This window comes from Sphingobium sp. V4 (genome assembly GCF_029590555.1).
Classification (GTDB): Bacteria; Pseudomonadota; Alphaproteobacteria; order Sphingomonadales; family Sphingomonadaceae; genus Sphingobium.
Map to the genome: position 1 here is coordinate 258937 of NZ_CP081001.1, position 13436 is coordinate 272372.

Below are 13436 nucleotides of genomic sequence, written 5' to 3' on the forward strand. Positions count from 1 at the left end.
GACGATCTCAATCCGTCAGTGCGGCATACCGCGACGTTCAGGGTCATCGATCCAGAGACGGGCTGTTTCAATGAACTCCCATACGTCGTCGTCTCCCGCATTGACATAAAACGCATCGTCAGGATCGGCTCCCATGGCTTCAAACATAGCGAACAACCAATTTTTCTTCGACACCTGTTCTTGCATTTGCGATTTTAGCCAACACTCTAATTCACCAACTGGCACAAACATTATGCCAAAAGATGCAAATTTTTTAAGCAAAGTGATTGCATCGATCTTATCGATATCTAACGCATTAACACCAAGTTTTTTGCAATTATCGCGTCCAATATTTTCCATCGCAGCTTTGATTAATGCTCGTTCATTTTGCATAATATGCAGGTCGGCTACGTCCAGATTCACCAGAGACCAAATTGGTCCAAATTCTTCGCTCATAAGAACATCGAAATCGAATATTGCGAGCGCGGGCACGCCTAAACGTCGCAGAGGCTCAACCAATCTAGGTATCGTTTGCCAGTTCTGCGCGTTCATAAAGATACAATCTTCGATACCTCGCTCGGCAGCACTCATGCGCGAATTGATTTCTTCGTAGAACGCGCGGTCCGCATCGGCTTCGCAGACAATTGCGCCGCGATGAAAAAGCGCCCTTAAACTGTGCGCGGAGCGAAGAAGCGGATCATTCATCAACTGGCGGATTTCCGCAGGGTCGAGGGAACGCGCGCTTGCCAATCCGCCGGTATAGGTCAGTCTCACAATTCGAAGATTGGGTTCAGATTGCATGCAACCTAGCAACAACTCTGAGCTATGGCTCGCAATGATCAATGAGGCATCGCGATCTCGGGCCGCTTTTGCGAGCACTTTGCCAACACGCCGAGCGAGGGTTGGATGCAGAAATGCCTCGGGTTCGTCGATCAAAATAATTCTATCCGGCAACGCTAAGACAGCGGCAACAAGTCCTACTGACGTTTGGACGCCGTCACCAAGCGACTGGATGACTGGTGCATCTCCGTGAAACCGACGGGCGTTATCATCGACCGCCTGTTCCTCCGTTTCGTTTGCAGGCGCTCGGTTGCTTAAGCGGACACGGAAAGTAGTCATGGCCGTTGGATCAACGACAAAAAATTTTCCGAAAGCCTGTTCGGTGAATTTGCGAACCGCTTCGCGAATAGGCTTGGACATGAAAAGATGCCACAGTAAATTCTCAGGCGCCTTCTCAAGGTCTCCTGTAGGTTTTGGATCAATCAGTTCAAATCTAGTTCGACCGTCTAGGCGCGTTGTAAAGAATCGGACGAAATACTTACGAAGAGCGTCAAAGTTTCCATTGTTATGCCAATCAACGAAACTTGTTTTTGGTATCTGAATTCGGAGTTCTTGCTCATTATTTCGCGAGCGGGGGCGAAAGAACCAGATATTTCCGGGCTGCATTACTTGCCCTTGCGGAGATTCCGTCTGGTATATCTTCATCATTCGATCGACGGCCTCGCCGTCCTGAGGCATAGTAATTTCAATTTTTTCTAGAAGCGCGGATGGCGCTTCCAAGCCCGAGCAATGGGCCTCAATTTCGCGCAGAGTCTGACTTTTTCCCGCGCTGTTCGGTCCAACCAATATAGTGACATTCGGACATTCAATTTCGAGAGGGGGCTGGCTAGGAGCACTACCCGCTGCAAATCGAAGACGACCAATCCGTAAAGTATCTTGCATTTGGTTTTCCCACACTATCCGGCTTGCATAGATCATCATCTATAGAGCGTCGGCAACAGTCTTGGTTTCCAAGTTTCCAAATCACAAATTTTTAAAAAGATGACAGTTTGCGAGGTTGGCGGCAGGCAGTTCAACGTCAGCAAATGGCATCCTCGGGAATGTCCGTTTATGGGAGTGGAGATTGGGACGCCAAGCGACCGCAAATGGCGCAATCCGGCGTGTAATCCATACCTGCCGCCATTTTGCAGGCGGCAGGTCAGAAGCTCAGATCCAGTTACGGCCATCCACCGAGCAACCATAGGGGGGCAACTGGCCCGGGAACCGCGATTGCATCTTGTGGCAGCCCCAATCCCGCAAAGGCGCAGGCATATAGCCATTCAAAGCGACGCCAACCTCGTCGTAAGGACTGCTGCCTTGCGCCACATACATATACCATCGGCCGCCGAACATCACGATCACAGCCACGACGACAACGATTATAACCCTAAGTAATTTTTGCATTTCTCATCCGAACCAAGTGGGAGGATCAACGGCCTTTGCCTCCCACGGCAATCACTATCAAGCGCCTTGCCAGTCGATTCATCCGATTGATGCCCGGCGCCGGGCTGCTCCCGACCACCGGGCGCTGCGATCCGGTGACAGTGGCCGCATGCTGCTTGGCCGCCAACGCCCCCTTACGGAACTTCCATGCCACCGGTTTAGGCAACCGCCCTGCCTGGCGTGCCATGAAGCGATCCACGGCATGGCCGCGAATGGGCGATACACCAAAGCCGGAAGCCGACTAGGATATCAAAGCGAAATCACCGCCAGGGTCAGGATCGCAAGCGAGGACGATATCGTCCTCCTCGGCGACAATGATAACCCGCCTTGGCACCGGCTTGGGGATGCTTCCGGGGAAGCGCGCGTCACCATCAATCTCGACGAGGTAATGCTCGGTCAAAGCCGCTCTCATCTCATCTGGTTGCTGCACAAACCATGCGGCGGGAAGTGCCTCTCCTAACTGGTCAGGACGCGGCGTCGGCACCACGAAGGTTTCGATTTCCGTCGCCACCTGCCGCCTGGCATCGGCAACAGGAATGCGCGCGTCCATATTCCCGAATGTTCGTCGAAGGCGCTGCGGTAGCAAGGTCCGCTCCCCAAAATCCTATTCCTCTTCCAAAATAGGATTTCATCTGATCTATCCTTGTCGATGGACCAGCAGCCCGACCCCAATCCGCCCGCAGCCGACCGCGTCCGCTGGACGCCGGAGCGGCAGCGCCTTTTCCTCACCACCCTGCTCGCGACCGGCAATGTGACGCAGGCGGCGCGGGCCGCAGGCATGTCGCCCGCCAGCGCGCATCGGTTGCGGCGGCGGCTGGCGGGGACGGTGTTCGACCGGACGTGGACCAGCGCGCTCGCGCTCCATGCGCAGAGCCTCGCCGATCCCTTCGCTGCCCATTCCGGCCGGCCCGCCGTCCCGGCCGATGTGACCCGGCCGGCGCGTCGCTGATGCGCGGGGGGCGCGTCACTATGACCCTCGCGGCGCGTCATTGTGACCCGACAGGCGCGTCGTCGTCGCGTCGGGGGCGCGTTCCCGGCGCGTCGCTGGCGCATCCGGCGCGATTTCGCCGCGAATATGGAACCAGCGACACCGTGAACTTCGCGGGCGTGACCCGGTGATGACCGTCCAGCCGCGCCCGTCGGCCGCGTCCTTCATCCACCCGCGCGCACCTGTCCCATATCGGGCCAGCGCGCCATTAACCCCGTTCCCGCCTTGGTCCTGCAATCGGCCGGGCCTATCGTCCGCGCCATGCGTATCCTCTCCACCAGCCTCCTCGTCTCCGTCGCGATCGGCGCCACCGCGCTGGCGCAGGGCAACGCCGCGCCCTTCACCGTTACCGAAACCGGCCGCACCTTTGCGTCGCTGGGCGACGCGCTCGCCGCAATCGGCGACGGGCGCGGCACGGTGCTGGTGGCGCCCGGCACCTATCGCCAGTGCGCGGTGCAGCAGGGCGGCGACGTCACCATCCGCGCCGCGACGCCGGGCACCGCCATCTTCGACGGCGTGCCGTGCGAGGGCAAGGCGGCGCTGGTGCTGCGCGGCCGGTCCAGCACGGTCGAGGGGATCATCTTCCAGAATATCCGCGTGCCCGACGGCAATGGCGCGGGCATCCGCCTCGAAAGCGGCAACCTCGCCGTCCGCAACAGCCTGTTCCGCAACAGCGAGGAAGGCATATTGACCGGCGATCATGGCGACGGGCAGGTGGTCATCGACAAGTCGACCTTCCGCCATCTCGGCCGTTGCGACCGCGATCTCGACTGCGCGCACGGCATCTATATCGGGCGGCTCGCCAGCCTCTCCGTCACCAACAGCCGCTTCGACCAGGGCGATGGCGGCCATTATCTGAAAACCCGCACCGCCCGCGTCACCATCACCGGCAACAGCTTCGACGACAGCGGCGGGCGATTGACCAACTACATGATCGACCTCAGCAACGGGGCGAGCGGGGTCATCAGCGGCAACGAAATGGTGCAGGGCAAGGACAAGGACAATTGGTCCGCCTTCATCACCGTCGCGCCGGAGGGCCGCGAACAGTCGAGCGCCGGACTGGTGATCGATGGGAACCGGGCGGGTTTCGTGCCGGGGGTCGAGCGCAATTCGACCTTCGTCGCCAATTTCACCGATGATCCGGTCCGGATCGGCGCGAACGAACTGGCGCCGTCGATGAAGGTCAAGGACCGGCGTTAAGGGAGGGCGCTGACTTTTCGGGGCCGTTCTGCTAGGGCAGGGGGATGCGAACCACCTATGACAGCGCGACCGTCCGCCTCTATCATCTGGGCGATGACGGGGCCGCGATGACCATCATGTACGGGCCATTGTCCCAGGCGCTCCACGTCGCCGAACAACAGCCCGCCGAAGTGCAGGACGGCCTCTTCCTGGCGACCGACAATGACGTGGTCGCCTATCTCGACCTGATCGAGGGGTAGGTTGAGCCGGCATCGGCCGACCCAACCGTGCGGGGATCAGGCCGCGGCCTGTTCCTCCCGGCCATAGGCGACCACGGCCTCCACTTCGGCCGTATCGCCCAGCACCACGCCGACCCGCTGGTGCAGCCCCCTGGCGGGCACGTCCATGATCGGCATGAAGCCGTCGCTCGATGCGCCGCCCGCCTGCTCGATCAGGTAGCTCATCGGATTGGCCTCATACATCAGCCGCAGCTTCGCCTTGCCGGGGCTGCGGTGGTCATAGGGATACATGAAGATGCCGCCGCGCTTCAGGATGCGATGCACGTCCGCCACCATGGATGCGGTCCAGCGCATGTTGTAATCCTTGCCGCACGGCCCCGCCGCGCCCAGGACGCGCTCGTCGACATAGCGGGTGACGGCGGGCGACCATTGGCGGCGGTTCGACATGTTGATGGCGAACTCGCACTTGCCCTGGGGCATCTGCATGTTGGCGTCGGTCAGGACCCAGCTGCCGACCTCCCGGTCGAGGGTGAATTCATGGACGCCGGTGCCCACGCTCAGCACCAGGATCGTCTGGGGACCGTAGATCGCATAGCCCGCCGCGACCTGCTGGCGGCCGTCCTGGAGGAAATCCTCCTCCGTCACGTCCCGTCCGGCGCAGCCTTCGGGGGCTTTCAGGACGGAAAAGATGGTTCCGACCGACAGGTCGACGTCGATGTTGCTGGACCCGTCGATCGGGTCGAACAGCATCAGATACTCGCCCTTGGGATAGCGGTTGGGGATGGGATAGATGGTCTCCATCTCCTCCGAGGCCATGGCGGCGAGGTGGCCGCCCCATTCATTGGCGTCGAGCAGCAGTTCGTTGGCGATCACGTCCAGCTTCTTCTGCACCTCGCCCTGCACATTCTCGCTGTCCAGGCTGCCCAGCACCTCGCCCAGCGCGCCCTTGCCCACCGAATGGCTGATGGTCTTGCAGGCGCGGGCGACGGTTTCGATCAGCAGGCGCAATTCGGCCGGAAGGGCATTGGCCTGGCGCTGCTGTTCGATGAGGAAGCGGGTGAGGGTGGTTCGAGCCATGAAACGCCTTTCGCGAATGGGTCGGGAGATCGCGGCCGGGGCCGGACCGGGGATGACACGCCCTCGCTACGGGAGAGAAACGCCCTAGTCCAGCCGGACGCGACGTCCCGTGTCCCTGTTAGCGTTGTCATGTGACAAACTATGTATGGCGGAACGAGAGGCCGCTCCTGTCGTTGCGCTGGCGTGCCAATGGGCACGACAAAGAGGAACATCATGGACAGTCTCATCGCCGCCTTCACCGATCCCACGGCCCTTGCCGCGCTCATCGCGCTGGTGGTGATGGAGGTCGTGCTGGGCATCGACAATCTCGTCTTCATTTCCATCCTCACCAACAAGCTGCCGGAGGCGCAGCGGCCGAAGGCGCGGCGGATCGGCATCGGCCTGGCGCTGGGGATGCGCCTCGTCCTGCTGTCGATGATCGCCTGGATCGTCGGGCTGACCCAGCCGGTGTTCGACCTGGGCCTCAGCGGCCCGCTCGACACGCATGGCGCGCCGACCTTCGAAACCGAATTTTCCTGGCGCGACATCATCCTGATCGGCGGCGGCCTGTTCCTCATCTGGAAGGCGACGAAGGAAATCCATCATAATGTCGACCCGTCCGGCAGCGACGATATGCTCGACAAGCGGAGCGTTGCGACGATGACCTTCGGCGCGGCGATCGTGCAGATCATCCTGCTCGACATGATCTTCTCGCTCGATTCGATCCTGACGGCGGTGGGCATGACGGACAATCTGGCGGTCATGGTGATCGCGGTGGTCGTGGCGGTGACGGTGATGCTGCTGGCGGCGGACCCGCTCGCCAACTTCATCGCGCGCAACCCGACCGTGGTGATGCTGGCGCTGGGCTTCCTGCTGATGATCGGTGCGGTGCTGATCGCCGATGGTTTCGGCGTGCATGTGCCCAAGGGCTATATCTACGCGGCCATGGCCTTTTCGACGCTGGTCGAGTGCCTCAACATTTTCGCCCGCCGGGCGAAGGTGCGGCGCGGGGTGGAATAGCAGCGGCGGCTCCGGGGCCGGGCAGGAGCGGGGCGGCAAAGCGCCGCTCCACTCGCCTTCACACGCTGCGCATGTCCAGCACCGCCAGCGCAGGCGCGAAGCGGTCGAGATAGGCCCGCTCGCGGCTGGGCCTGGCGAGATGATAGCCCTGGAACAGCGAGCAGCCGATCACCCGCAGCACGTCCATCTGGGCCTCGCTCTCGATCCCTTCGACCACCACTTCCATGCCCAGCCCCTGGATCAGGCCGACGACGGCGCTGCATATGGTCCGCGCTTCGGCCGAGGTGGCGATGTCCCGCACCAGGCTGCGGTCTATCTTCACCCGGTCGACGGGCAATTCCCGGAGGCGCGCGAGATTGGAATAGCCGGTGCCGAAATCGTCTATCGCGATGCGGACGCCATCGTCCCGCAGCGCGCGCAACTGGGTCAGGATGCGCGGCTCCATCTCCATGGCGAGCGATTCGGTGATTTCCAGTTCCAGCATGGCGGCGGGCGTCTCATGCGTCGCCATGGCGTGGCGCAGGCGAAGGAAGAAATCGGCCTGCGCCAGTTCGCGCGTGCTGATGTTGATGGCGATGCGCTGCGTCATGCCGGCCTTCGCCCAGCGCGCGGCGGTTTCGCACACCCGGCTCATCACCCAGTCACCCAGCGCGACGATCGCGCCGCTTTCCTCGGCGACCGGCACGAACGCGCCGGGCATCACCAGGTCGCGTTCGGGATGCGCCCAGCGCACCAGAGCCTCGGCGGCGACGGCGTCACCGGTGACGATGTCGATCTGCGGCTGGAATTCCAGCAGGAATTCCTCGCGCTGGAGCGCCAGCAGCAATTCGCGCTCCAGTTCGGCCCGGTCGGCCGCTTCCAGCGCCAGTTCGGCGGTGTAGATTTCCGCGCGTCCGCGCCCCTCATGCTTGGCATGATACATGGCGATGTCGGCGGCGCGCAGCAGGGCGGACAGCGTGTCGCCATGGTCGGGATAGCAGGCGATGCCGATCGACGCGCCCAGCTCTACATGCTGGCTGCCCAGGTCGAACCGCTCGCTCAGCGCGAACTGGATCGCGCGCGCGATCCGCGAGGCTGCGCTGCGACCCGTGAGGGTGGGGAAGAACATGGTGAATTCGTCGCCGGCGAGGCGGCCGATCACGGCGTCGCCGGTGCCGTTGCTGACCTGCGCCATCACCACTTCGCGCAGCCGCCCGGCAACGCGTGCGAGCAACTGGTCGCCTGCGGCATGGCCCAGCGTGTCGTTGACGCCCTTGAACCCGTCCAGGTCGATGAAGAAGAGCGCGGCCATGCCGGCGTCGGTCCGCTCCGCCAGATGGCGTTCCACCTGGCGGCAGAAGCTGGTGCGGTTGGCGAGGCCCGTCACCTGGTCGAACAGGGCGAGCGCCTGCACATGATCGAGATTGGTGCGAACCTGACTGAACAGGCTTTCCATCGCGACCGACAGGTCGGGCAGTTCCTTTGCGATTTCGCTGGGAACGGGCGATTGCAGGTCGCCATGCGCGGCGCACACCAGCCTCTCGGTTGCGACATCGATTGCGGTGGCGGTGGCAGCCATGGACCGGCGGGCCGACGCCCAGCTCATCGTGCCGCACAGGATCGCGATGATCAGGGCGCGCCCGATCCGCAGCAGGTCGTCCTCCTGCCCCGCCGTATAGCCGAGCATCATCGAAAGGATGAACACCAGCGCCCCCGCGGCGCAGGCGAAGGCAGTGGCGCGGCTCTTCAAGGTAACGCCCTGCATTCGCCTCCTGCCCGATAGCCGCCCCATATGGAGCCCCGATCCACCGGATATGAAGGACAGTGGTTAAGAAAATATCAGCAACCGGCGGGATCGGCGCTATTTTTTGCGACGCAATATAAGATAGATGGCGCCGTCGCCGCCATGGCGCGGATGGGCGATCCGGACGCTGGCAATACGGTCCGCATAGGGGCTGGTTTCCAGCCAGTGGCCGATTTCTCCCCGGATGGCGCCGCGCCGTGCCGTGCCTGCTCCACCCGCATTTTTGGGTGGCTTTCCGGTTACGACCAACATGATGCGGGCATCCTGGGCCAGCGCCTGGGCCAGCGCCTGGTTAAGCCTGTTGTGCGCTGCGGCGAGACTGTGGCCGTGCAGGTCGATGCTCATTTCGGGGGTCAGGCTGCCGCTACGGATTCGGCGTTCCCAGCTTGAATCGAGCGTGGCGGCGGGCGTCGCGACGGGCTTGGCCGGGGTGGCGGGGCGGAGCGGCGGCGTTAACCCTATTTTCGGTGTCGGCGTGGGCGTGGCGACCGGCGCCGGCCGTCGCTGGCCCGGCCGCAGCGGCCGTACCGATCGTGTCAGCGCGTCCCAGAGCGCCTCTTCATCGATTGTGAGACGGCGCCGGACCATGGCCCGACCGTCAGGGGCGCGCGAGCCGCGCCGCCGATCCGATCGGCAGCAGGATGAGGGCGCTGCCCCGCGCCGACATGCCCCCGGCGATACCGCGCGCCCGCGCGCCTGCGCCCCAGAAGCTGTCAAAGCGGTTGGCGCCCTTGATCGCCCCGCCCGTATCCTGCGCGATCCAGATGCCATTGGGTTCGGCCCGGTCGAGCGAGAGCAGCACCGGTGCGCCCAGCGGAATGAATTTCGGGTCGGCCGCGACTGTCGCTTCCGGCGTCACCGGCACGCCGAGCGCGCCCAGTGGCCCGGCGCCGGTCAGTTCGCGGAAGAAGACGAAGCTCTTATTCTCGTTCATGATCGCGGCGCCCTCGACGGGGTTGGCGCGCAGCCAGGCCATGATGTCCTGCATCGACCCGGCCTGAATCAGGCCGCGATCCTTCATCAGCTTGCCGATACCGGTATAGTCGCGGCCATTCTGTCCGTCATAGCCGATACGCATGACGCCGCCGTCTGGCAGGTTCAGCCGGCCGCTCCCCTGCACCTGGAGAAAGAAGAATTCCACCGGATCGGCGGCCCAGGCCAGTTCCAGCCCGCGCCCCGCGAGCGATCCGGCCACTATCCGGCTGCGCTCGTCATAGGGGATGAACTTCGTCCCTTGCACCTTGCCCCGGATCGACTTGCCTTTCAGGCTCTCGCTGAACTGGCCGAGATCGACATCGATGAGGTCGGTCGGACGGCGATAGATGGGCACGTCATAGCCGGGCTGGCGGACGCGCGATCCGCTGATCTCCGGCTCATAATAGCCGGTGACGAAGGCCGTGCCCTCGCCCACCTGCACCGCTTCGAAATAGCGGGAGAAAAATTCGCTGGCTGAGGCTTCGGGCCAGCTCGATGCGGCGGCGCAGCTATTGTTCCAGTCGGCCCCCCTGGTCAGGCCGCTCTGGTCGGTGCGGCGCATCAGCGTCGGGCAGGACAGGCGGAAGGCCTGGAGCGCGAGGCGGGCACGCTCGCCCGAGGGTATCAGTCCGGCAATGTCCGGACCCTTCGTCACGCCCAGTCCGGCGGCGGTGCTCTGGTCAAGCGCTGGTTCGACAGGCGGTTGGACCGGCAGGGCAGGGCGGGGGGTAGCGGGACTGGGGCGGGTTGCCGTCTCGCCGGAAGGTCGTGTCGGCGCCGGACCGCCGGCGGACGGAGGGATCACGCCGCCCGCGCAGGCCGACAGCAACAGTGCTGCGGCCAGTACGCCGCCCGATTGCCGGAAATTCATGCCCCGATCGCGCCCCAGATCACGCTTCGTCGGTTTCGCTGAGCTTCCAGTTCGGGTCCGCGCTGCGAATGTCGCGGCTGAAGGTCCAGATGTCCTTGGTGCCGATCGCATCGGTCAGCGAGCCGGCGACGACATTGCCGTCCTTGTCGCGCGTGACGGCGGCGATGTCCGCTTCGAAGCGCAGCGCCACCTCGGCGATGCGGTCCTTGATCGACGCCTCGACGATCTGCACCTTCTCGATCCGCACCAGCCGATTGTCGAGGACATGGCCCTGCGCCGCGCGCGCGGCGATCGCTTCCTCGAAGGAAGCGAGCACGTCGGTGTCGCACAGCCAGGCCAGTTCGTCGCGGTCGCCGCGCCAGAAAGCCTCCAGCACCATCCGGTAGGCGCTCTTGGCGCCCTCCACGAACTGGGGCACGTCGAAGCTGCGATCGGCGGCGATCAGCGCGCGCACGCCCGTTTCCGCGCCCGGCGCGATCAGCCCTTCGGCCAGCCGCACCGAATCACCGCTATTCTGCGCGACCGGGCCGGGTTGCAGCACCGTCACCTTGGCGCGATCCTCCGCCGGGCGCAGTGCAGGCTCCTGTTCGTGCCCGGTACGCTTGCCCAGCACAGAATAGAGCCGCAGGGCCAGGAAGCCGGCGATCATGGCGAGGATGACGATCACATACACGGGGGCTAATACCCTTTGTTCAAAATCAGGTTCCATCGACAACATAGGCATGTTTGCCCGCAACTTCAAATGGCGGGTTGACGGCGGCGCCATTGCCCTCCTCCAGCGCCCCTGCTAAGCGCGCGGGTCATCATATTCCGGGGGCGAGCCGCCGCCGGCCAACAGGGAAAGTCAAGGTAGAGAGCATGGCCGACGAAGCCGACACCAGCACCACCATCAACGTCCAGCCCAATGGCGCCGACACCGCGCCGCAGATCGCGCTGATCAGCCAATATGTGAAGGATCTCTCCTTCGAAAACCCCAACGCGCCCGCCGTCTACCAGTGGCCGGACCAGCCGCAGATCGACGTCCAGTTCAACATCGGCGCCGACCGCGTGGGTGAGGAAGTGTTGGAAATCGCGCTGAAGATCGACGTTAAGGCGGTTGCGCCGCAGGGCACCGCCTTCGCCGTCGAGCTGCTCTATGCGGCGCTGTTCGGGATGCGCAACGTGCCCGAGGATCAGGTCCAGCCCTTCATGCTGGCCGAAGCGCCGCGCCTCATCTTCCCCTTTGCCCGCCGCGTGCTGGCTGATGCGATCCGCGACGGGGGCTTCCCGCCGCTGCTGCTCGAGCCGATCGACTTCGGCGCGCTCTACCTGCAACAGGCGCAACAGATGGAAGCGACCGCAGGCGAGCCGGCCGGTCACGCCTGATATAAGGATGTCCCTGGCCTTCGTTCGCCCTGTTCAGGCGAGCCACGCGTCTCGCCCGAATGTCGAAGCGTCGCTCTTTCTTGAAGAAAAGAAAAGGGCTTCGACAAGCTCGGGCCGAACGGGGGAAGGGATCATTTGATGAAACTCGTCCGCGCTCTCGGTTCGGTCGGCGGGCTGACGCTGGCCAGCCGCATCCTGGCGCTAGTGCGCGATTCGCTCGCGGCGCGTTATGTCGGCGCGGGCTTCGCGTCGGACGCGTTCAACGGCGTCGCCTTCCGCCTGCCCAACATGTTCCGCGCGCTCTTCGCTGAGGGCGCCTTCGCCGCCGCCTTTGTGCCATTGTTCAACCGCAAGGCGGCAGGGGAGGGCGGGCTGCCCGCCGGCTTCCATTTCGCCGAGCGCGCGCTGGCGGTACTGCTGCCGGTCCTGATCCTGTTCACCGCGATCCTGATCGCCGCCGCCTGGCCCGTGACCTGGGCGCTCTCGGGCGGCTTTTCGCGCCAGAATCCAAGCGCCGAGCAATTCGCCTTCGCTGTCGCCCTCTCGCGCATCACCATCCCCTATCTGGCGCTCATCAGCCTCGCCTCGCTGCTGGGCGGCATCCTCAATTCGCTCGACAAATTCTGGGTCAACGCCGCCGCCCCGATCCTGCTCAACCTCAGCATGATCGCGGGCCTGTGGCTGTTCCACGGCGCGGACGAATATGAGACGGCGCGAGTGCAGGCGATGTCGGTGACGATCGGCGGCGCGCTGCAACTGCTGTGGCTGATCTGGGCGTGCCGGCGCGCGGGCGTGTCGATGAAGCTGCGGCGGCCGCGCCTCGACGCCGACGTGAAGCAATTGCTCCGCCTGATCGTTCCTGCCGCCGCCGGGGCGGGCGCGTCGCAGATCAACCTGCTGATCTCCACCGCGCTGTCGGGCTGGCTGCTCGCCTCAGGCTCCATCACCTATATCTATTATGCCGATCGCCTGAACCAGTTGCCGCTGGGCCTGATCGGTATCGGCCTTGGCACCATCCTCCTCCCCACGATCTCGCGCATGTTGTCGAAGGGCGAGGAGCAGGCGGCGATGGAGACGCAGAATCGCGGCATCGAACTCGCCTTGTTCCTGACCCTGCCCGCCACCGTGGCATTCCTGGTCGTGGCGGAGCCGATCGTGCGCGGCCTGTTCCAATATGGCCGTTTCACGCCCGAGGATGCGATGCGCTGCGGCTGGGCGCTGTCGGCCTTCTCGATCGGCCTGCCCTCCTATGTCCTGGTGAAGGTGCTGACACCCGGCTATTATGCGCGCGGTGATACGAAGACGCCGGTGCGCTTTGCGATGGTCTCGATCGTCATCAACATCGTCGGGAACCTCGCGATGATCCCCACCCTCGGCCATATCGGGCCGCCGCTCGCCACCGCCTTGTCCTCCACCGTCAATGTCGCGATGCTCTATGCGACGCTGGTGAAGCGCGGTCATTTCGCGGCCGATGCCGGGTTGCGCCGGCGTATTCCCCGCCTCGCCCTCGCTGCGCTCATCATGGGCGGCGCGCTGTGGGCGGGGGAGGGGCTGCTCGACCCCTGGCTGACCGGCGCCATGCTCCAGCGTTATGTGGCGCTCGCCTTGCTCGTCGGCGCGGGCGTGACGCTTTACGGGCTGGCGTCCTTCATCACGGGCGCCTATCGGCTCTCCGACATCAAGGCGCTTATGCGCCGCAAACACGCAACCTCATAAGAA

14 protein-coding genes are annotated in these 13436 nt (G+C 63.8%); 6 read left to right on the top strand and 8 right to left on the bottom strand.

Going from position 1 to position 13436, the window contains the following annotated elements; all coding sequences use genetic code 11:
* Positions 1-15: 15 nt before the first annotated feature.
* The 3 genes from K3M67_RS01330 to K3M67_RS01340 all read right to left on the bottom strand — a co-directional run bounded on the left by K3M67_RS01330 (position 16) and on the right by K3M67_RS01340 (position 2791).
* On the bottom strand, positions 16-1740 hold the full coding sequence (locus K3M67_RS01330) for an ATP-dependent nuclease (RefSeq protein WP_285832061.1): 1725 nt from the start codon (positions 1738-1740) through the stop codon (positions 16-18).
* 225 nt (positions 1741-1965) lie between these two features.
* Complete coding sequence (locus tag K3M67_RS01335; protein ID WP_066863847.1) at positions 1966-2202, bottom strand: hypothetical protein; 237 nt, start codon at positions 2200-2202, stop codon at positions 1966-1968.
* Positions 2203-2482: 280 nt separating this feature from the next.
* The gene (locus tag K3M67_RS01340; protein ID WP_285832062.1) at positions 2483-2791 is read right to left on the bottom strand and encodes a hypothetical protein; all 309 of its coding nucleotides are present in this window, start codon (positions 2789-2791) and stop codon (positions 2483-2485) included.
* Positions 2792-2890: 99 nt separating this feature from the next.
* On the opposite strand from K3M67_RS01340, the gene K3M67_RS01345 reads away from it, so the two are divergent.
* From K3M67_RS01345 to K3M67_RS01355, 3 genes are all read left to right on the top strand, one after another.
* Positions 2891-3190, top strand: coding sequence for a terminase small subunit (locus K3M67_RS01345; protein ID WP_066863842.1), 300 nt, complete (start codon positions 2891-2893; stop codon positions 3188-3190).
* Between the two features lie 300 nt (positions 3191-3490).
* Positions 3491-4429 carry a right-handed parallel beta-helix repeat-containing protein gene (locus K3M67_RS01350; protein ID WP_285832063.1) on the top strand — a complete coding sequence of 313 codons (939 nt, stop codon included), beginning with the start codon at positions 3491-3493 and terminating at the stop codon, positions 4427-4429.
* 44 nt (positions 4430-4473) lie between these two features.
* Positions 4474-4668: a hypothetical protein gene (locus K3M67_RS01355; protein ID WP_066863839.1), complete on the top strand. Its 195-nt coding sequence runs from the start codon at positions 4474-4476 to the stop codon at positions 4666-4668.
* A 36-nt stretch (positions 4669-4704) separates the two neighbouring features.
* On the opposite strand, the gene K3M67_RS01360 is transcribed toward K3M67_RS01355, so the two are convergent.
* On the bottom strand, positions 4705-5724 hold the full coding sequence (locus K3M67_RS01360) for a class 1 fructose-bisphosphatase (protein ID WP_285832064.1): 1020 nt from the start codon (positions 5722-5724) through the stop codon (positions 4705-4707).
* Positions 5725-5937: 213 nt separating this feature from the next.
* On the opposite strand from K3M67_RS01360, the gene K3M67_RS01365 reads away from it, so the two are divergent.
* Positions 5938-6723: a TerC family protein gene (locus K3M67_RS01365; protein ID WP_285832065.1), complete on the top strand. Its 786-nt coding sequence runs from the start codon at positions 5938-5940 to the stop codon at positions 6721-6723.
* Positions 6724-6781: 58 nt separating this feature from the next.
* Here K3M67_RS01365 and K3M67_RS01370 read toward each other — a convergent pair whose 3' ends face one another.
* From K3M67_RS01370 to K3M67_RS01385, 4 genes are all read right to left on the bottom strand, one after another.
* Entirely contained in the window at positions 6782-8467 is a 1686-nt protein-coding gene (locus K3M67_RS01370) for a putative bifunctional diguanylate cyclase/phosphodiesterase (RefSeq protein ID WP_066863830.1), read from the bottom strand.
* 96 nt (positions 8468-8563) lie between these two features.
* Positions 8564-9094 (bottom strand): Smr/MutS family protein, encoded by a 531-nt coding sequence (locus K3M67_RS01375; protein ID WP_285832066.1) that lies wholly within the window; start codon positions 9092-9094, stop codon positions 8564-8566.
* A 10-nt stretch (positions 9095-9104) separates the two neighbouring features.
* On the bottom strand, positions 9105-10352 hold the full coding sequence (gene mltA, locus K3M67_RS01380) for a murein transglycosylase A (RefSeq protein WP_066863824.1): 1248 nt from the start codon (positions 10350-10352) through the stop codon (positions 9105-9107).
* A gap of 19 nt (positions 10353-10371) precedes the next feature.
* Entirely contained in the window at positions 10372-11025 is a 654-nt protein-coding gene (locus K3M67_RS01385) for a Tim44/TimA family putative adaptor protein (RefSeq protein WP_285832067.1), read from the bottom strand.
* 185 nt (positions 11026-11210) lie between these two features.
* Between K3M67_RS01385 and secB the strand changes: the two genes are divergently transcribed.
* Positions 11211-11717 (top strand): protein-export chaperone SecB, encoded by a 507-nt coding sequence (gene secB / locus K3M67_RS01390; RefSeq protein ID WP_066863817.1) that lies wholly within the window; start codon positions 11211-11213, stop codon positions 11715-11717.
* Positions 11718-11855: 138 nt separating this feature from the next.
* Entirely contained in the window at positions 11856-13433 is a 1578-nt protein-coding gene (gene murJ / locus K3M67_RS01395; RefSeq protein ID WP_285832068.1) for a murein biosynthesis integral membrane protein MurJ, read from the top strand.
* Positions 13434-13436 lie beyond the last annotated feature (3 nt).